Genomic DNA, 20,126 nt, shown 5'->3' with positions numbered 1-20,126 from the left:
CAAATAGTAAGCTTGTATGTCTCAAAACTTATAATATTTGATATATTCCAAAATAGCAAAAAATATGTATCATAAATCATATATTTATATTATGATATAAAAAATGTATCTAAAAAGATTTATGAGACAAAAATGGCACTTCTAGGTTATGCGAGAGTATCAACTAATCAACAAAAATTAGCTCTTCAAATTACTGAACTTCAAAATGCTGGAGTACGCGAAGACCGTGTATTTACTGATATAAGTACAGGTTCTACAGATAAACGTGAAGGGTTGCAACGGTTGCTTTATCGAGCAGAAAGAGATGATACTATTCTCTGTACAAAAATGGACAGACTTGGGCGTAATACTGCTGATATGATCTCTATCGTTGATAGTTGTTACAAGAAGGGTGTGTTTATTCGTTTTCTGGAAAATGGTCTTAGTACCGAAGGAACGATGGGAAAAATGGTCATTCAAATTTTAGCTGCTGTAGCAGAAGCTGAACGGGCACGTATTTTGGAGCGTACCAATGATGGACGGACTGCTGCGATGGCAGCAGGTGTAAAATTTGGTCGAAAGTTTCATCCAAAGACAGAAATGGCTGTTTCACTCATTAAGCAGGGGATATCGTCCAAAGTTGTTCAGGAAAAAACAGGGATTTCTCATGCTACTTATTTTAGACTTAAAAAGCAGATTTTGGGAAAAAAATTATAGGTAATTGATCAGATTCAATCATTAAATTAATATTTAAATACGTACTATAAAAAGGAGTTTTCTATGAAAAAGAAATTACCCAGAAGTTATATGACTGATGCTGAACGTGAAGAATTGCGAGCAGGCGGATTTGATCAGGATGGTATTTATACTGCTGAATCACAGGCAGCAACTAAAGCACGTGACACTAAAACAGCATGGGAATGGTTAGCAATGGCAGAGCTTCCAGCTCATACACTTTTATTTCTTAAATCTCAAAATGGTGCACAGTTTATTCGTGATATGGGATTTTCTACAAAGAATGCGGATGAGGAATATGGTCCAGATTGGTTAGATAAAGGTGTTATGATAGGAGGTCGTCATTTTTAAGGAAGTTGATTTATTAAAACAATTTTTATCACAAGAAGATAACTATGTAAAAAACCTTAGCAAGGTAGCTATAAGTAAGAAATTACATAGTGTACGAAATGATTTATGTGATCATATTCGTAATGTTGGGAAAAGTGGGGATTTATCGTTACTCCTTGCTACGGAGCGTGATCTCGTGGAAAATGATTTATTTAGGTATTCCAATAGTAAAGCTATGTCAGGTAGTCTTAAAACAGCATTAACTGAAATTGATGTTGTTAAAAAACACGTGATGCTTGTTGGTGATCCTATGCAATATAAGACAGTAAATGAGGCTTATAGTTTATCGAAAAATCGAAAAGGCGGTTTGCCTTATGATGAGGCACGCCAAGCAATGGCATCCCATTATACACGGTTGGGGAATCTCGATAAAGCGCGTTTAACAGACATTGAAAAATCTATCATTGATGTGCGTCGTGATAATATGAAGGTGATGCGAAAACTCTACGAAAAAATGCAAGCCAAAGCTATTGGTATAGATCTTTCACGCGATAAGGGTTATTCTCTTTGAGAAAATAAGAACAAGAATTCTTATATATTTGTTTTCATATTGTATGTAGGTTACAGAGAATACTGAAATTTAGAGGGGGGAAAATTGGGAAATCAATCTACGCATATACCTAAAAGAAAATCTCGATTGATATTTATCTTTTTTTTCATTTTATATTTTATTGTCCTTAATCAATTTTGTACACAATATTTAGCGCGTATTTTTCATTATAGTGTTGCTCTTGGTTCCAATTTTAAAGGCGTGTATTCACCTTTTTCTTGGCTCTTTTGGATTTTTAAATTTTATGAGAATGCCCCTACTCAGTGTAATATAATATTTGTTATTTTTTGTGTTGGTTTTTTGATTGGTTTGATTGGTTTTACTCTTTGGGCTGGTCTTTCTTCGAGAAGCAATAAAAGTACAGATGATCTTCATGGAACTGCTCATTTTGCAACTTTTAATGAAATTCAAGAAATGGGGCTTATTCCACATAAGCAAAAGGGTAAGGGCGTATATTGTGGAGCTTTTGCTGATCCAAAAACAGGAATATTGCATTATTTACGCCATGATGGACCAGAACATATAGCGGCTTTAGCTCCCACGCGTTCTGGTAAAGGTGTTGGTTTAGTTGTTCCTACTCTTTTAAGTTGGCCACATAGTCTTTTTGTCCTTGATACAAAAGGTGAAAATTATGCTATGACAGCAGGATGGCGAAAACAATGTGCAGGGAATAAGATTTTAAGGTTTGATCCAGCCGAGCCCAGTGTCGGGTGTTCATGGAATCCGTTAGGGGAAATTCGTTTCAGGACACGTTATCAAGTAGCGGATGCACAAAACATAGCTTTAATGGTTATAGACGACGATGGAAAGGGAATTGCAGGTGATCATTTTAGATCCGCTGCTTTTGAACTTTTGAATGGTCTCATTCTTCATGCTCTTTACAAGGCAGAAAAAACTGGACGTATACCTTGTTTGCAAGATTGTGCACACATGCTAACGGGAGTAGGAGATTTTGCTGCTGTTACTGAAGATAATGATGATTTTGATGATGATGGAGATCCAAAAGCGCTTTCTAGTTTATTTCATGAAATGGAAAACCTTGATATAAAAAGTAATAATCCTTCTTTTAAAGATGCAGATAGAGAAGCAAAACTTGTTATAAATGGTGTTGGCCGCCGTATGGCTGGAACACCAGCACGTGAATTAGGTTCTATCATTTCAACGGCAAATAATGCTTTATCTCTTTATAGAGATCCCATTGTTGGTGAGAATACAAAATATTGTGATTTTTATATCAGCGATTTGATGGATACAGAAACACCGGTTTCACTGTATTTTATTACAACGCCACGCAATTTGGATAGGATGAGACCTTTAGCGCGTTTATTGTTAACACAAATGGTACTTTCTCTTTCAGATCGCATGGAATTTGATGATGGGAGATCAAAAACAAATCATAAACACCGTTTGCTTTTAATGCTTGATGAATTTCCAACTTTAGGAAAATTAGATATTTTTGAAAAGGCGCTTGCCTATATTGCTGGATATGGGCTTAAAGCTTACATTATTACTCAAGATGTACAGCAATTGTACAAGGCTTATACAACGAATGAAAGCATTATTTCGAATTGTCATATTCGTATTGCTTATGCTCCTAATAAAGTCGAAACAGCTGAATGGATGAGTAAAATGGCGGGGGAAACAACGGTTGTACGCGAAAAGATTTCTACTTCTGGAAAACGCTTTGGTATGGCACTTGAACAGGTTTCAACCTCTTATGAAGAAACAAAGCGGCCATTAATGACACCCGATGAGATTATGCGTTTGCCTGGGGCAAAAAAAGATAGTTCAGGGAATATTGTTGAACCTGGTGAAATGCTTATTTTTGTAGCTGGAAACAGTGTCATTAAAGGTACACAGATCCTTTATTTTTTAGATCCTATTTTTTCAGAAAGGTCAAAAATATCTCCTCCTGTTACTGATCGCTTGCATCAGAGAAATGAAATCAAAAAAGATCAAGAAGGCTTTATTCTCTCATGAAACGAGTTATGTCCATAATTACTTTATGTTCTCTTACTATTGGTTGTTTGATTTTATTTGCACTCTCTCAAGGATTTAGAATTAATTATTCGCATTCCGCTCCTATAGGAATTTGGAAAGTAAATTACTTTAAAAAAGAAATGCTAAGAGGAAAATTTATGGAGGTTTGTCCTCCAGATGTACCTATTGTCAAAGTGTTTGTTGAGAAAGGGTATCTTCAATCAGGAGCTTGTTCTAGTGGAGCTATACCTTTTTTGAAACCATTGGTAGCTGTTTCTGGTGATGTGGTTCAAGTAACTGAAAGAGGTATTAGTATTAATGGTCATTTATTAAAAAATAGCCAAAGAAATGGAGGTGTAGCTGGTGTGCCTAATGGAGAATATCACGTTGCAGAAGGATATGCTTGGTTTATTTCAAGTTTTGATCCTGTAAGTTTTGATAGCCGCTATTTTGGGGCTGTTCCTATTACGAATATAATGGGTTCTGCAAAACCCATTTTAACTTTTCAGAATTGAGATTTTAATAATGAAAAAAACAAGAGTAAAAGTAATTCCTATACTTTCTTCAACTGTAAATGATGCTTTTATACCTGGGGTACAGATTCCATTGAGTTTAGAAGAAGCAGAAAGTTATGGGGTTTTTTCAGAAACAGCACTTTCAGAAGAAGACGCTTGGGATTCGTGTGCTACAGATTTTTCTTAAATTGAAGATTCTAATAACGTATAATAGGGGGGAAAATGAGCTTTGAATATGCTAAAACCGTAACAGATTATTTTATCACACAACTTCAACAAGGAATAGCACCATGGCAACAAGCGTTGCCTCCTGGATGTGCGAGGTCTCCTTATAATCCAAACACAGGTAAAAAATATAGCGGTATTAATAGCCTTTGGCTTGCAAGCCAAAAATATACTGATCCACGTTGGCTTACATATCATCAAGCGAATGAAATGGGTTGTATGATTAAAAAAGGTATGAAAAGTACAAATATTATTTATTGGAAACAGGATGAGAAGACTTCTTTTTATGATGAAGATGGGAACAAATACGAAACGTTAAAAAAGCTTTCTGAACCTCGTATTTTCCTAGCAAAAGTGTTTAATGCTGAACAAATTGATGGATTACCTCCATTGGAACCACGTCCTATTTTATCAGAAGAAATAAGATATGCACGAGCAGAAGCACTTTTAGCAGCATCAGGTGCAAAAATTGATAGTGGTGATAGAAAACACGCTTTTTATCGTGGTGGTGATATTGATACTCTTTTTTTACCAGAAACAAAACAATTTGATTCAAAAGACTCTTTTTATGCCACAGCATTACATGAACTTGGACATTGGACTGGACATATTTCAAGACTTAATCGTGATACGACTTATCCTATAGGTTCTTTAGGATATGCTAAAGAAAAGCTTAGAACAACTATTGCTTCTTTTCTGATTGGGGAAGAATTAAGTATAGGTTATGATCCGATAAATAATGTTTCATATGTTTCTTCATGGATTAAAGTTATGCAAAATAATCCAAAAGAAATTTTTAGAGCTGCTTTTGAAGCAGAGAAAATCAAAAATTTTATCATGGGATTAGAAACTATTAAAGTTATTGATGTTGAGAAAGAGTCATCTGTATCTGTTGATTATGATCATAAAGTAGATAACACAGAAAAGATTTTTTTAGATGTTCCTTATTCTCAAAAAGAAGAAGCAAAAAAATTAGGGGCTAAGTGGGATAAAGATGCAAAATCTTGGTATGTTCCTGCTGGTACAAATTTAGTTGAAAAAGGTTTGGATTGTTTTTCTCATGATAATTCAAAATCAAACACAGTTTTATCCGTGGAACAACAATTTAAGGAGGCGCTTCATTCTGCTGGTTTAATTGTTGAAAATCCACTTATGGATGGAAAATTGCATCGTGTTTCTGTTGAAAATGACAAAAAGCATCAAAAAAGTGGAGCTTATATTGGTTATCCTTCGCCAGGAGGAGGCTATATTCAAAATTTTCGTCGTGGTGAAAAAATTTACTGGAAACCAGAAAAAGTTATTTCTTCTTTATCTTTAGAAGAAAAAAAAAGATTGGCTGCAGAAGTTAAAGAGCGGCAAGAAATTTTACAAAAAGAGATTGTTGAAAAACAAAATAACACAGCAATGTTAGCTTCTCAAATATGGAAAGCCAGTAAAATAGCAACTCAAGATAATGCATATTGTAAGCTTAAAGGTATAAATCAGACAAGTGATTTAAGAGAGGTTCCAGACGATTTTCCAGAGGACATTAAAAAGCAAGGTGTTAGAGTTGCAAAATCTGTTGAGGAAGCAAAAATAATAAAAAAAAGTAATCCTAATATACGCACATTTTTGGCAGGAGATTTAATTATTCCACTATGGGATAAAGATAATAATTTAAGTACGCTTCAGATGGTTAATCCTACCTTCAAGTCTTTTATGAAAGATGGGAAAAAACATGAGTGTTTTACGATTGTCGGTTCTAATAATGTAGGAATATCCGCTCTTAATAATGATTTAGAAAATCCTATCCTTATTGCAGAAGGATATGCAACAGCTTCTGCTGTAGCACAAATTACTCATATGCCAGTTGTAGCGGCTTTTGATTCTGGAAATTTAAAAAATGTAGGTAGAGTAATACGTGATAAATATCCAGATCGAATAATTTTGTTTGTTGCAGATAATGATCATGCAACACAGGAAAAATTACTTTCTAATGGAAAAAAAGGTACCAATGTTGGAATTACGGCAGCTTATAATGCGGCAGTAGACGTTGGAGGAGGGGTAGTTTATCCGGAATTTAAGAAAGAAGAGAAAGACTTTTCTGATTGGGACGATTACAAAAGAATACATGGTAATGATAAAGCCAGAAACGATTTTACATCTAAAATGAAAATTGCTGAAATAGAAGCAAGAGTGATGTCTGAGAGACTCCAAACGCTTGCTAATATGCAAGACCAATTTGCTATTGATGACCCAACAACAGCACTTGATGATCAATATGTTTATGAAGAGCGCGACGCCGCTAATCAACTTCGTCAAAGAGCAGCTACCCTCAATGGTCGTAATATTAATTTAAGCGATAAAGCTATGATTTCTCGTGTAAGGTCTCATATCTTACAGGATAGGGAACAAAAACTTTCTCAAAATCCCAATACAGCTTCATATAGAGAAAGAAAAAACCAAGAAAACGAGATATAATAGAATACATTTTTATTGCTCAAATTCAACCTTTAAATTAGTATGTCAACATACACTAAGATAAGGAGTTTTCTATGGAAAAGAAATTACCCAAAAGTTATATGACGGATGCTGAACGTGAAGAATTGCGGGCAGGTGGTCTTTCTCAAGACAGTATTTATATGGTTGAAGCAGAAGCAGCTTCCAAGGCGAATGATAACAAAGCAACCTGGGAATGGTTAGCAATGGCCGAATATCCAGCACATGCACTTTTACTTCTTAGACATCAACGCGGAGCACAATTTATACGAGATATGGGATTTTCTACCAAGAATGCAGATGAAGAATATGGTCCAGATTGGTTAGATAAAGGTGTTGTAATAGGGGGTCATCATTTCTAATAAATTAGAAGAGCTTTTTTTACAACAAAGTATACTAGTACAAAATCTTGAAAAAACATTAGTATCTCAAAAACTACACAATGTGCGAAGTAATCTATGTGATCATATTCGTGATGTTGGAAAAAGTGGGGATTTATCATCGCTTCTTGATACGGAGAGTGACCTTATAAAGGATGATTTGCTTCGGTATGCTAATAGTAAAGCTATGGCTAGTAGCCTTAAAACAGCATTAGTTGAGATAGATGTTGTTAAAGATCACATAAAATTGGTTTCTAATCCTGAGAAATATGATGCGATAAATAGGGGACATAGTCTATCAAAGCACCGAAAAAGAGGATTGCCTTATGATGAAGCGCGGAAAGCAATGTCATCTCATTATACACGACTAGGCAATCTCGACAAAGCTCGTTTAACATCAGTTGAAAAATCAATCATTGATGTGCGAAGAGATAATATGAAAGTGATGCGTAAACTTTATGAAAAAATGCAAGCTAAAGCTATTGGTATAGATCTTTCGCGTGATAAAGGTCATTCTCTTTAATAAAAAACTTTAGAATTTAAGTGATAGGAATGTGGATATTTTATACTACGGTAGATATTTTTGTTGTTTAAATTCAATCTTTAAATTAGTATGCGGACATTATTGAAAAGAAGCTTTAAGTTTTACATTCTTCTCATTATTTAAAGTGAATGGGGGTATATTCTTAAGAGCGGGGATGGGAGAATGGCTGTCACAGCACTTAAAAGCGGGCGAAGTTCAGAGCAAAATAGACGTCTTCTTGAGAAGATGCATTTTGAATTTGGACAGCAGGTATGGGATTACCTAGATGATCCTACAATCATAGAAATTATGTTAAATCCCGATGGCACCTTATGAGTTGAACATTTGGGAGAACCTAAAAAAGCTGTTGGCGTGATGGATGCACATAGGGCAGAAGCTGCTATGGGAACAGTAGCTACGGCTCTTGGAACTCAAATTACCAAAGAAAATCCTATTCTCGAATGTGAATTACCAATGAATGGAAGCCGTTTTGAAGCGGTTATTCCACCTATTGTTTCTGCACCGACATTTACAATTCGGAAAAAAGCAACCCAAATTTTTACTTTGGATGATTATGTTGCAAAAAATATCATCACTCCACATCAAAAGTCACTTTTAAGTGAAGCTGTGAAAAATCACAAAAATATTCTCGTTGTTGGCGGAACGGGGACAGGAAAAACCACCTTAACGAATGCAATCTTAAAAGAAATGACAGATACATGTCCAGAGGAGCGCTTTGTAATTATTGAAGATACAGCTGAACTTCAATGTGCTGCTCCTAATACTGTGACATTTAGAGCTGTAGAATATATTGATATGACGCGGTTGTTAAAGGTGACTATGCGTATGGCACCAGATCGCATTATTGTTGGCGAAGTAAGAGATGGCGCAGCTTTAGCTTTGTTAAAAAGCTGGAATACTGGACACCCAGGTGGAATAGCAACCGTTCACGCCAATGATGCAACAGCAGGATTAACAAGAATCCAACAATTAATATCAGAAGCAACTATTGCTCCTATGCAATCACTGATAGCGGAAACAATTGATGTCGTTCTGAGTATTGAAAAGACCTCCTTAGGTCGCAAAGTCAAAGAAATTATTGAAGTTTGTGGATACGACCACGCAATCAACAAGTATATAACAAATCTCATTCATTAAAGGAGCAAAATATGCAATTATCTTCAACGCAAACAAGAGGTAATTTATATAATCATATTGTATTGTTTTTTCTTATTATAGGGGCGGTATTTTTTCTCTATATTATTTTGGGAGATATTGCATATGCTTCTGATGCAACAGCGGGTGGCGGTGCATCTCTTCCATGGGAAGCTCCTATGGAAAAGTTGAGAAAATCAATTGCTGGTCCTGTTGCTTTTGGGGTTTCTTTATTGGGGCTTGTTGCTGGTGGAGCTGCACTGATTTTTGGTGGTGAAATTAGCGAATTCACAAAGCGTATTATTTATCTTGTTTTGGTTATTAGTGTTATTGTTTTTGCAAACAGTCTTCTCACAGGCGCCCTCTTTTCTGGGGCTGTTGTACCTTCTAATGTTTTGGTTGGAGGAGTTTAATGGGAGGAAAACGGTATACACAATTGTTTCGCTCTCTTCATAGACCTCAACAAATTATGGGTGGAGAGCGAGAGCTTATGCTGCTATCAATGCTTTTAACTGGTATTCTTATTGTTTCGGCGATGAACATTATAGCAGCAACAATTGGACTTTGTATCTGGTTTGTTTCTCTTTATGTTCTACGAAGAATGGCAAAATTTGATCCCATTTTATCTCGAATTTACATTCGTCAATTAAAATATCGTAATTATTACGCCCCCTTTTCACGTCCCTTTCGTGTTGCGAAATCAACAAGGACGTATTGATGCTGAAATTAAAACCTTTTCGCTCTACTATTGCGGGGCTTCCTGATCTTTTAAATTTTGCGGCTTTAATTGATGACGGCATTATCTTGGGAAAAGACGGTTCTTTGTTGGCTGGTTTTTTCATTCGTGGTGATGATCCCATGTCGGCAACGGATACAGAACGAAATTATATAACTGGCTTGGTTAACACATATCTTTCTCGTTTTCATTCGGGATGGGCAATATGGGTAGATGCCATACGCATAGAGTCACCAAGCTATTCAGATCCAGAATTATCTCATTTTCCTGACCCTATTACAGCATTGATTGATGCAGAAAGACGGTTTTATTTTAAGCAAAGTGAAGTGCATTATGAGACGGAATATGCTTTGTTAATGCAATATCTACCACCTACTCGAAAATCATCAAAGTTAGGGGAAATTGTATATGAAGACGATACAGTTGAGTCAACCACACCCGCTGAACGTTTACTTGATGAATTTAAAAAGAAAATAGATGATTTTTATATTGGGATTGGTGATCTGCTTAAAATGCAGAGGATGAAAACAATCACTATTAAGAATGGTGATGAGGTCTACGACAGTGACCAACTTGTTAATTATTTACATTATGCGATTAATGGTGAAGCGATTGCTCTTCGAATACCAGATTGTCCAATGTATTTAGATTCATGGCTTGGTTATACTGATTTGTGGCCTGGAGATATTCCACGACTTGGGGATAAATTTATTTCCTGTATTTCAATTGACGGTTTTCCAACAGCTAGTTATCCTGGAATATTAGACATTCTTGATGGTTTTCCTTTACATTATAGATGGTCAAGTCGTTTTATATTTATGGACCAGCATGAAGCTGTTGCTGCATTAAATAAATATAGATTAAAATGGCAACAAAAAGTGAGGGGATTCTTTTCGCAGGTTTTTAAAACCAATAAAGGGACTATTAATACTGATGCTTTGTTGATGGCACAACAAGCTGAAACAGCAATGAACGAAGCTCGTTCGGGGATTGTTGCTTACGGTTATTATTCACCAACAATTGTTTTAATGCATGAAGACCGTGAGATTTTAGCAGAAAATGCTAGGTTAATTAAACGCGAAATTGAACATAAAGGTTTTGCTGCTCGTATTGAAACAGTCAATACAATGGAAGCGTGGTTAGGGACAATTGCTGGCCAAACTTATCCAAATATTAGACGTCCATTGATTAATACTCAAAACCTTGCTGATATGTTACCTCTTTCAAGTGTATGGCCAGGTTTACAAATTAATCCTTGTCCTCTCTATCCTGATAATTCTCCTGCTTTATCTCAAGTAGTAACAACAGGTGCAACGCCCTTTCGGGTTAACTTACATGTTGATGATGTTGGCCACACACTTGTATTTGGCCCAACCGGAGCTGGAAAATCAACACTTTTAGCGTTTCTATTAGCGCAAGCGCGTAGATATTGGTCAAGGGCAACAGATAAAGATGGTAAGCATTTACCTGCTAATATTACTGCTTTTGATAAAGGTCGTTCATTATATGCATTGTGTTATGCTGTAGATGGACGTCATTATGATATTGGTGATAGTGATAGTGCTGTCGGTGCTCTTATGCCTCTTGCGGACATTGATACAGAAGCCGATAATCTTTGGGCGCAAGAATGGATTGCTGTTTGCTATGAATTGCAGACGGGGCAAGCACCGTCTCCTCAGCAAAAAATGGAAATTCATCGTGCAATGAAGCAGATGAGTAAAACCCCTAAGAATATGCGTTCACTCAGTAATTTTGTTACGACGATTCAGAACCAAGAAATTCGTGATGCACTCGCACATTATACGATTTCTGGTGCTATGGGACATTTGTTAGATGGTCAAGAACAGTTTGAAGATCATAATGACTTTATTGTCTATGAAATTGATGAACTCATGAAGCTAGGTGATAAAAATGGTTTACCTGTTTTGTTATATCTGTTTAGACGTTTTGAAAGAAGCTTGAAAGGACAACCATCTATTCTTTCACTTGACGAAGCATGGATTATGCTTGGACATCCTGTTTTTCGTGAGAAAATTCGTGAATGGTTAAAAGAATTAAGGAAAAAGAATTGCCTTGTAATCATGGCAACACAAAGTCTGTCTGATGCAGTTCGTTCAGGTATTCTTGATGTTTTGTTGGAACAATGTCCTACTAAGATATTACTTCCTAATGAAGAAGCAGAAACAAAGGGTGCTGAGGGAGCTCCTGGAGCAGTTGATCTATATAGAATGATTGGTTTGAATGATAAAGAAATTCAAATTATCAAAACAGCAAAAAAGAAAAGGCAATATTATTATAAATCTATTCTTGGCCGCCGTCTTTTTGAGTTAGGATTAGGTGATGTAGCTCTTTCTTTTGTAGCAATTTCTAGTAAAGAAGATCTCGCTGAAGTTAAAAAACTTATTAATGAAAATTCAAAAAACTGGCCTTTTAAATGGCTTGACATGAGGGGAGTTAATTATGAAAAATACCTTGAAAAAATTTAAATTTCTTTTTTGGTTCAGTGCATTTTGTTCAGTAAATTGCTGCTCTATGCTTTATCCAACGAATGCTTTTGCATTTTTTTGTGCAAATTGTGCAACTGTTTGGAACCAAATGAGCCAATATGTTGAAGCTGTTAACACACAAATTAACACAGCTAAACAACTTCAAACGCAGCTTCAACAATATAAAGATATGGTAAAACAAGGGCTTTCATTTTCTAGTCCACAATTTGATGGTTTGCAGAGTACTTTGCAAAAATTGAAACAAGTTTACCAAGATAGTCAGAGCATTTCTTATAATATGGGGAATCTAAATAGCAGGTTTGAAAAAATGTTTCCTGGTTATGAAGATTATTTAAAAAATTCGGGAAAGGTAAATCCAAAAAAAGATTATAAAAAGTGGGCAGAGACTGGTCTTTCTAATTCCCGTATTGCTATTGAAGCCGCAGGGATTAACACTAGCAGTTTTGATGATGAAGACAAACTTATGCAAAAACTTGTTGATCGTTCAGCAAGCGCAGAAGGGCGTATGCAAGCCATTCAAGCTGGAAATGAAATTGCTGCACAACAAGTGAAACAGTTGCAGCTACTTCGTGATCTTGTTGCTAATAATACCACTTTACAAGCAAACTACACGGCCAATGAAGTGGAGCGTAAAGCCAAATATGATGCCGATGTTGAAAAGTTTTTTGAAACAAAATCGCCAGATACAGATCGTGGACATGCATATTAAAAATGAAAAATTACCAAGTGTTAAAAAACAAAAAAAGCGCTCTTTTAATATTTTTTTTGATTGTGCTAGGGTATTTGTTTTTTACAGATATTTCTTTTGCAGATGGATTAGACAAAACTAAAACATTTACTGGTTTATTGGATTTGATAGAACATCAATCTCATCAATGGCATTCAAAACTACATTATTATGGTTTTCGTCTTTTTTGGTCATTGGCTATTCTTCAATTTCTTTTTAGCTTTATTCCTTTTTTGTTTAAGCAATCTGATATTGCTGATTTAGTTGGGGAGTTAGTGAAGTTCATTCTTGTTATAGGCTTTTTTGCAGCTCTTTTAGAATATTCTCAAGAATGGGGGACAGCTATTGTTGAGAGTTTTCGTACAGCAGCAGCTCATGCAAGCGGAAGATCCAGGAGTCTTTTTCCTGCAGATGTTTTGGGTGAAGCTTCTAATATTATGGAAGCTATGGCAAATGTGAGCACTTGGAATCCGATCACTGCTGTGTTGATTGCTGTTCAGTCTGTTATTGTTTTTTTATGCTTCTGCTATATCGCTGTTTTACTAGCTGTTACACTTGTTGAATCATATATCGTAATCAATGCATCTGTTATATTTATGGGGTTTGGGGCGACCCAATGGACACGAGAGATAAGTATAACAACATTTCGCTACGCTGTCTCTGTTGGTGCAAAATTATTCGTACTTACACTCTTAGTGACTTTGATTGTTGATGCTATGGGGGCATGGAAAGAAGCATATGTTTATTCTGCGGCGTCAAATTGGACATTGCTAGGACTTAGTTTATTGTGTGCGTATTTAACAAAGACTATTCCGGAAATTATTGCTGGTTTAATTTCTGGTTCAAGTGGTGGGACTGGTGCAACTATTGGAGCTATGGCTGGTGCTGCTGTAGGAGCAGCTGTTGTAGCTGCAACTGCTGGAGCAGGAGCGCCAGCTGCTGCTGGTGGAGCAGGCGGCGGAGCTGCTGCTGGTGGAGCTGCTGGAATGGGTGGCGGTGGAGCTGCTGGAATGGTGGGTGGCGGTGGAGCTGCTGGAATGGGTGGCGGTGGAGCTGCTGGAATGGGTGGCGGTGGAGCTACGGCAGGGGCAGGTGACAATGTAAATGCTTCTAAAATGACAGGAAACTCTTTTAAAGATAGTGGTAATAAACCTTCATCGGGAGGAAATCCGCGTACAGCTGGAGGGGAAAACCGTTCCACTAACACTAGTCAATCTCAATCTAAATCGTCTGCTTCAGACCAATCTAAATCGTCTGCTTCAGATCAATCTACTTTAGATTTTTCAAAAGTGAGAGATACTGTCGGTATGACTTTAAAAGCTGGTGGACATATGGCTGCTTTTTGTGTTCCAGGAATGGAAAATGCAGCAAACTTTAGTCTTAATGCTCCACCTACACCACCAGAATATAACGATATCCAATTTTCTAGTGATAATAAACCTCAATCTGATATTGAAAATACAATTTCTGGAGCAGGATCTGCAACAGATAAGAACTAAAGAAGCTATGGTTTTATTTTTGATAAATAGATAGTAGCTTCTTTAGTTAGAGATTGATAACTCACATTTTATTGTCGTGGGGTATTTATTTAATATGCATGTCCACGATCTGTATCTGGCGATTTTGTTTCAAAAAACTTTTTAGCTTGTTCTTCTTGTTGGGCTCTACGTTTTTCCTCTTCACTTTTACCACAACCTGTAATATTCAATCCTATGGTCAGTAGAGCCAAGCATATTAAAATAAATTTTTTCATTTTTTCCCTCTTTAAAAATTATATGTATTAATCTCATCAATTATATCGGAATACAGATTTAATTATCGTGATCTTTTGTTTTTTATTAGTATTGTTAATGGGAAAATACGTGAACAGTTTATTGTAAATATCTTATAAGTCTATCATAATAAAAAATTAGAAGGAAAGAGCCAAAACCTAATATAAACGAACAAATTGTAATGTTGATTAGTGCTTTTGACCAACCTATTGATAATATCATAATAGGAATTGTAAACAATCCAAAAAAGCCCATAATCACTATAAGGCTTAGTATCAATCTTAAAGGACCACGAAGCCATAAAAGCAAAAGGACGAGCGCCTCTTTGCTTATTTGTGATTTTGACATTATCTTCCCCTCACGCGCTTAAATCAAGATGCTCCATAATATACACAGTACGATAAATGATACAAGTTATTTTGTTATAAAGTCTTCAAGATCTGTTTGATGTTCAACGGATGAAATATCCGGTTTGGTAGAAGATGATTCTATTTGATATTCTTTCATAAAAGCAACTTTTTCTTCTTTGAATAACAGAATAGGATTCACCCAGTATTGATTAGGCAATTTTGGTTTCAAAATTCCTTTTTGTATAAGTTCTCTTAAACCGTTGTGAAAAGTTCTGTCGACCATATCGCGCTTTTTTCCATTTATACCCCCATCAAACCAAATTAAGGTAACGCTGCTGGGATCTTCGTTTGTTGATTTATTAGATTGATATTCTTCTAAAACTATTATCAAAGCACGATGTCCTGTACGAGATAAATTAAAAATTGCTTGAATGCCATCAGCAAATATTTCTATAAAATTTTCTTTATTTGTTTTTTCTGTGACGTGAATTATAGGTACAACCTCTATTTTATCAGTATCAGAATTGATAAACTTTTGTTGTATAATACACGTTTTAACAATTTTTTTATCAGCAAATATTTCAGAATTTTTAAGAAAAGGATTTTCATACGGGGAATATTTTTGCTTTCGCAAGTTTATTTTATCCATTTTGATCGTCCGTTGATTTTTATCACCTGTTACGACTTAAGAAAGTTTTTCTTCGCAAAAATAAAAGTCATATTGACACTTGAGCGAATATAAATTATCCTTATTGGAGATTCGATTTATTATTTTAATATGGCAATTGTATTACCATAAATGACAGTTAGTATATCAGATAAACAAAGAAAGCAAACCGTTAGGCACGATCAGAGTCCTTTCATTAATGATATTGTGGTTTCTATTAAGGATCCAGAAGAGCAGATTCTTGTCAATATGGCGCTAATTTTTGATTTAAAAGCCGCAGGAATAAAAGTTTTTTTAGTTTTGGCTTGGATACTTCAAAACAGATTAATTCGCACTAATACTGTGATTTTAGATAAGGCTATTTTAAAAACATTTCTTGAAGCTCAAGAAAGTAAGTTAGCATTGTCACCAACAACCTTTTTTCGTGGTGTAGCTGAATTAGAAAAAGCTGGTATTATTGCTAAACAAAATCATAGAGCTTGGTATTTTATTAATCCAAGTCTTGTTTTTAAAGATAGGAAAGTTGTTTTTACAAAAAATGTTGAATTAGAGAATGGGAAAATGGGGACTTAATTTTCCTTTACTATATTGAAAAGATTTTTCTTTTGAATATAGTTTCATCTTGACTCATTATGTAAATCTATGAGTCGTTTCAAATAGAGGGAAATATAATGGCAAAAAAATAAAAACCCAACTGCGTTAACAGAAGGGTTTCTAAAATACCCGTACCACATATACGGTAAATTAAATTCAAAAGAATTAAATCCAATAAAGTAATTCCTAATTTAATTTATCGTGAAGCATTCTGCAAGAGAAATTTTGTAGAAAAGGGATATTTCTAGCATTTTTTTGCCTCCAATAGAGAGGTTTTAAAAATTATGGTTAATAAAACATCTGGTAGAAAATTAACTTCAAAGCACTGGGAATATATAAAAATTGCTGATAATACCGATATTGGCCACATTACTAGAAGCCAACTTCTTTTTCTTGTACAAGACTTACCAGTAACTGATCTTATCAAAGGAACAGAAGCCCATTTATTAGCTAAACTTTTGAATACTGTACCAGTTACGCATTTTGAAAAAGGTAAAATTCCAATAGTTTTTAAAACCAACCATCAAATTGGTCTGGAAATTGGTTGTACATCTGTTCACGTAAGTAGGTTGCTTTCACGCCTTTTTGATAAAGGTCTTATTGTGATGCGGGATTCTGCTAATTATAAACGCTATGGTTTTAGTTCTGCTCATCATGTACCAATTGCTTGTGGTATTGATCTTAGCATTTTAATCGCGCGTTACCATGAACTTCAGCACTCTATTTTAAAGAGTAAAGAAGAAAAGAAACATCATGATATGGCTGTTAGAACCTTTTGTGGCATTTGTCGTCGATTACGGCTTCGTATTGAAGAAATAAAATTTACACCTATCGCTTCAATGTTTTTAAATCGTATGAATAAAGTTAAATCTGTTCTTGGTTCTCCTTTTAAAGCGTCTACCTTTAAATTGGAAAAAGCTATTAAGCTTTTTAATTGGCTCTTAGAGCGTTTATTTTTTACAAAAATGTTATGCACAAACAACAAAAATGTTATGCAATTACATAATACAACCCCTAACTATAATTGTAATTGTAACAAAAATGAGTGCTCAGATAACTCTGAACACACTCAAACCATTAATGTGACCCCCGGTCACGATGAAATGGCTTATGAAAATATAGAGAAAGGCAAAACCGAAACACCACTTCCTTCAAAAGGTAGTACTTTGCTTCAAATTAAGCCGGAGATGCTAGAAAAGGCATTGCCAAATGCCGCCTTGTTTTCTGAATGTAGTCTCCAAACAGAAAGCGATTTGATACGTTCTATGTATCCTATGTACAGAATGATTAAAGTTTCAGAACATGCTGCTGAGCAAGCTAAAAAAATCATGGGACTGAAAAAAACGGCTCTGGCTATTGCCATCATTTTTGAAAAATATGCTAGAGGACTTGTAAAATCACCAGGAGGATATCTCCGCGGCATGATTGATAAAGAAAAAAAGGGAGAGTTGTATCTAGAGCGTTCTTTATTCGCTTTATTGAAACAAACTGATCAAGAAGAAATAAATAGTTTAAACTTAGAAAAAAAACTGAAAATAAAGCTAAACGAAGAAAAAAGCTCTTTGTTTGAGTTTGAACTCAATAAAACGTTAAATAATCTAACAATGTCAAAATTTGCATAAAAAATTTTATTAAAACGTTGAATATAAACCTGTAAGCCGCAATAAATTAAGCAAGCTGGCTTATCGATTATCTCATATTGATTTAATTAGTGGAGCAGAATCTTCTGTTCTTTCTACCTTATTAGAAATAACGCCTGATAAAGCCTTTAAAAAAGGAGAAAGAGATAAAATAATCAACTTATCCTAGCGGGGATAATTTTGTAGAACCTCTTCCTCCCCAAAAAAAGATATATACAAGATATTTTTATTTAGCAATTATTTTATTAGTTTTTTATACTTTTTAAAGAAACATGAAAAATATTAAATGTTTTCAGTTAATTATTATTTTTAATGAGAGGCTATCCGCCTCTCAAATTCTCCGTACGCTCACCAAAATCATGACATCAGATCCGCTTTTAATAAGAGGACTAACAAGTCTTGGTTCTTAGTGTCAAGGAGATCATTACATGGCGTCTAACGGCTTGTTTCGTCCCTCTCACGCGGCTCCGAAATCATGATTAGAAGGGGAGCTTATAGGGGCGCCTGCTTTCAGAGAGCAATGTAAAAACAAAGGTATTAAAATTTCCATTAAACTCAATAAAACATGGAACATAATTAAAATTATAGGTGTTGGTAATGCTCAATCATGATGATATCGAAAGTGTTGAATTTTATTTTACTGTAAATGGTAAAAAAATAAAATTTGATAAAGAGACTAATGATAAATTAAAGGAAAATATAGATTGGGAGAAATTTTTATCGCAATTATTCGTTGATAAAAAATAATAAGCCCTCTGGGATAAATGCATATATTTTATAGGGGATATAAAAATGCCAAAAATTTTTATTGTATATAATGATCATACTACTTTAGAACAAACTGAACGTGTTCTTTTTAAGCTTGGATTGGAACCATACGTTCTGAAATTTGGTAGTGATAATTTAACTACTATTGAGGATTTTAAACAAGAAATTAGTATGCAAACTAATTCTCCAAAATTTGGTATTGTGCTACTTACTCCCGATGAGATTGGATATGAAAAATCTGCTGATAAAAAAGACGCAAAACCGCGCGCTAATCAAAATGTTATTTTTAAAATGGGTATGTTAATTCCTAAAATTTCTTGCAGAAATATTGCTATTTTAAAAAAACGAGATGTTGAAGTGCCTTTAGATTATGAAGGGATTAATTACATTCCTTTTAATGAACACGTAAAAGAGACGATCCCAAAACTTGTTGAACTATTAAATACAGCCGGATTCAATTTAGATACAGTTAACTACTGAAGTTTTTGATGCAATCTTAATGTTATTCACCAGCGTTCTCAATATTTTAAAATTTAATTTTATTGCTTATCTTTCTGTTTTAAATGATGATATTTTTAATATACTGAGTAATATTCTATCAGAAAAAACGATCATTTTTTCTAAAGCCGCTAGTGAACGTGGTTTAATTTTTCACGTGACGAAACAAAATCTTATCATGGACGGTAGTTTACAAAGCGATATCATCGCAACTGTATTAGGTATGGTAGCACAGATTGAGAAACATTTAATTCAAACACGTACAAAAGAAGCGTTAAGTGTTGCACGTCAACGAGGAATAAAACTAGGACGCCCAAAAGGAAGTACTGCTACGCAATTAAAGCTGGACAATCACATTGATGAAATTCAAGCATTTATAATGTTGGTTTATCACAAAACCGTATTGCTAAGACATTAGGAGTTAGTGTGAACACCTTACGTTTATTTATGGAACGAAAAAATATCAACCCTACAAAAACTAAGCCAATTATCACTATGCCAAAAGCATAAAAATATATTTTAATAATTTATTATACTATAAGGTATAATATTATACCTTAAGGTATCTAACTTAAACAATAAGGGGGGGTGATGAATAGTGAGAGGATTTTTACAAATTTAGTATCAAGTTCTTTTAAAAAAAAGAAAAATTCTAATAAAAAAACTATTGTAAAATCACCTCTTCGTTATCCTGGAGGGAAGAGTCGTGCCGTTCCTATGATTATTAATAACTACATAAGGAAACAAAAAACTCTATGTTCTCCTTTTGTAGGAGGAGGTTCAATTGAATTAGCCTTAGCAAAAAGAGGAACAAAGGTTTATGCTTATGATGCTTTTAAGCCGCTTGTTATTTTTTGGCAAATGCTTTTGAGAGATGCTCCAGCTCTTGCAGAAAAAGTGAGAGAATATGAAGATATGACTCCTGCAATGTTTTATAATCTCCAAAAAACTTTTGGG

At 34.8% G+C, this 20,126-nt stretch carries 21 protein-coding genes and 2 pseudogenes; 21 read left to right on the top strand and 2 right to left on the bottom strand.

What is annotated here, in order from left to right; all coding sequences use genetic code 11:
• Nucleotides 1-132: 132 nt before the first annotated feature.
• The 15 genes and pseudogenes from PVV70_RS08985 (at nt 133) to trbL (ending at nt 14,379) form a co-directional block, all read left to right on the top strand.
• The gene (locus PVV70_RS08985) at nt 133-696 is read left to right on the top strand and encodes a recombinase family protein (RefSeq protein WP_273758918.1); all 564 of its coding nucleotides are present in this window, start codon (nt 133-135) and stop codon (nt 694-696) included.
• A 63-nt stretch (nt 697-759) separates the two neighbouring features.
• Nucleotides 760-1,065: a hypothetical protein gene (locus PVV70_RS08980; protein ID WP_273758917.1), complete on the top strand. Its 306-nt coding sequence runs from the start codon at nt 760-762 to the stop codon at nt 1,063-1,065.
• A gap of 175 nt (nt 1,066-1,240) precedes the next feature.
• Nucleotides 1,241-1,615: a hypothetical protein gene (locus PVV70_RS08975; protein WP_273758916.1), complete on the top strand. Its 375-nt coding sequence runs from the start codon at nt 1,241-1,243 to the stop codon at nt 1,613-1,615.
• Nucleotides 1,616-1,699: 84 nt separating this feature from the next.
• Nucleotides 1,700-3,634, top strand: a complete 1,935-nt coding sequence (locus PVV70_RS08970) for a type IV secretory system conjugative DNA transfer family protein (RefSeq protein WP_273758915.1) — start codon at nt 1,700-1,702, stop codon at nt 3,632-3,634.
• Nucleotides 3,631-4,149, top strand: a complete 519-nt coding sequence (gene traF / locus PVV70_RS08965; RefSeq protein ID WP_273758914.1) for a conjugative transfer signal peptidase TraF — start codon at nt 3,631-3,633, stop codon at nt 4,147-4,149. Before PVV70_RS08970 ends, traF begins: the two co-directional genes overlap by 4 nt.
• 10 nt (nt 4,150-4,159) lie before the next feature.
• On the top strand, nt 4,160-4,336 hold the full coding sequence (locus PVV70_RS08960; protein WP_273758913.1) for a conjugal transfer protein TraD: 177 nt from the start codon (nt 4,160-4,162) through the stop codon (nt 4,334-4,336).
• Between the two features lie 35 nt (nt 4,337-4,371).
• Nucleotides 4,372-6,834: a zincin-like metallopeptidase domain-containing protein gene (locus PVV70_RS08955; protein WP_273758912.1), complete on the top strand. Its 2,463-nt coding sequence runs from the start codon at nt 4,372-4,374 to the stop codon at nt 6,832-6,834.
• 74 nt (nt 6,835-6,908) lie between these two features.
• Complete coding sequence (locus PVV70_RS08950) at nt 6,909-7,214, top strand: hypothetical protein (protein ID WP_273758911.1); 306 nt, start codon at nt 6,909-6,911, stop codon at nt 7,212-7,214.
• 82 nt (nt 7,215-7,296) lie between these two features.
• On the top strand, nt 7,297-7,755 hold the full coding sequence (locus PVV70_RS08945) for a hypothetical protein (protein ID WP_273758909.1): 459 nt from the start codon (nt 7,297-7,299) through the stop codon (nt 7,753-7,755).
• Nucleotides 7,756-7,938: 183 nt separating this feature from the next.
• Nucleotides 7,939-8,913, top strand: a pseudogene (gene trbB / locus PVV70_RS08935) (P-type conjugative transfer ATPase TrbB).
• A gap of 11 nt (nt 8,914-8,924) precedes the next feature.
• Nucleotides 8,925-9,323 carry a TrbC/VirB2 family protein gene (locus tag PVV70_RS08930; protein WP_273758906.1) on the top strand — a complete coding sequence of 133 codons (399 nt, stop codon included), beginning with the start codon at nt 8,925-8,927 and terminating at the stop codon, nt 9,321-9,323.
• On the top strand, nt 9,323-9,628 hold the full coding sequence (gene trbD / locus PVV70_RS08925; protein ID WP_208441902.1) for a conjugal transfer protein TrbD: 306 nt from the start codon (nt 9,323-9,325) through the stop codon (nt 9,626-9,628). Before PVV70_RS08930 ends, trbD begins: the two co-directional genes overlap by 1 nt.
• On the top strand, nt 9,628-12,132 hold the full coding sequence (locus tag PVV70_RS08920) for a transporter (RefSeq protein ID WP_273758905.1): 2,505 nt from the start codon (nt 9,628-9,630) through the stop codon (nt 12,130-12,132). The genes trbD and PVV70_RS08920 overlap by 1 nt, the downstream gene beginning before the upstream one ends.
• The gene (gene trbJ, locus PVV70_RS08915; RefSeq protein WP_273758904.1) at nt 12,107-12,862 is read left to right on the top strand and encodes a P-type conjugative transfer protein TrbJ; all 756 of its coding nucleotides are present in this window, start codon (nt 12,107-12,109) and stop codon (nt 12,860-12,862) included. Before PVV70_RS08920 ends, trbJ begins: the two co-directional genes overlap by 26 nt.
• Before the next feature lie 17 nt (nt 12,863-12,879).
• Nucleotides 12,880-14,379 carry a P-type conjugative transfer protein TrbL gene (gene trbL / locus PVV70_RS08910; protein ID WP_273758903.1) on the top strand — a complete coding sequence of 500 codons (1,500 nt, stop codon included), beginning with the start codon at nt 12,880-12,882 and terminating at the stop codon, nt 14,377-14,379.
• An 89-nt stretch (nt 14,380-14,468) separates the two neighbouring features.
• Here the strand turns inward: trbL and PVV70_RS08905 are convergent, their stop codons facing one another.
• Both PVV70_RS08905 and PVV70_RS08900 read right to left on the bottom strand, forming a co-directional pair.
• On the bottom strand, nt 14,469-14,633 hold the full coding sequence (locus PVV70_RS08905) for a hypothetical protein (protein WP_273758902.1): 165 nt from the start codon (nt 14,631-14,633) through the stop codon (nt 14,469-14,471).
• 433 nt (nt 14,634-15,066) lie between these two features.
• Nucleotides 15,067-15,651 (bottom strand): hypothetical protein, encoded by a 585-nt coding sequence (locus tag PVV70_RS08900; protein WP_273758901.1) that lies wholly within the window; start codon nt 15,649-15,651, stop codon nt 15,067-15,069.
• A 150-nt stretch (nt 15,652-15,801) separates the two neighbouring features.
• Here PVV70_RS08900 and PVV70_RS08895 point away from each other — a divergent pair, with 150 nt between their 5' ends.
• The 6 genes and pseudogenes from PVV70_RS08895 to PVV70_RS08870 form a co-directional block, all read left to right on the top strand.
• A complete protein-coding gene (locus PVV70_RS08895) occupies nt 15,802-16,242 on the top strand; it encodes a hypothetical protein (RefSeq protein ID WP_208438673.1) in 441 nt (146 codons plus the stop codon).
• A 305-nt stretch (nt 16,243-16,547) separates the two neighbouring features.
• Complete coding sequence (gene repC / locus PVV70_RS08890) at nt 16,548-17,885, top strand: replication initiation protein RepC (RefSeq protein ID WP_273758899.1); 1,338 nt, start codon at nt 16,548-16,550, stop codon at nt 17,883-17,885.
• 615 nt (nt 17,886-18,500) lie between these two features.
• Nucleotides 18,501-18,650, top strand: coding sequence for a hypothetical protein (locus tag PVV70_RS08885; RefSeq protein WP_173051581.1), 150 nt, complete (start codon nt 18,501-18,503; stop codon nt 18,648-18,650).
• Between the two features lie 45 nt (nt 18,651-18,695).
• Nucleotides 18,696-19,151 (top strand): nucleotide-binding protein, encoded by a 456-nt coding sequence (locus tag PVV70_RS08880; RefSeq protein ID WP_273758898.1) that lies wholly within the window; start codon nt 18,696-18,698, stop codon nt 19,149-19,151.
• 142 nt (nt 19,152-19,293) lie between these two features.
• A pseudogene (locus PVV70_RS08875) lies at nt 19,294-19,679 on the top strand (recombinase family protein); the annotation flags it as partial.
• 81 nt (nt 19,680-19,760) lie between these two features.
• Nucleotides 19,761-20,126: DNA adenine methylase (locus PVV70_RS08870; RefSeq protein ID WP_273758897.1), on the top strand; the 366-nt coding region annotated here is incomplete at its 3' end.

It is taken from the genome of Bartonella sp. AU55XJBT (assembly GCF_028618525.1).
Note: the sequence above shows the minus strand (reverse complement) of the source record. Positions and strands in the feature narration are given on the sequence as shown.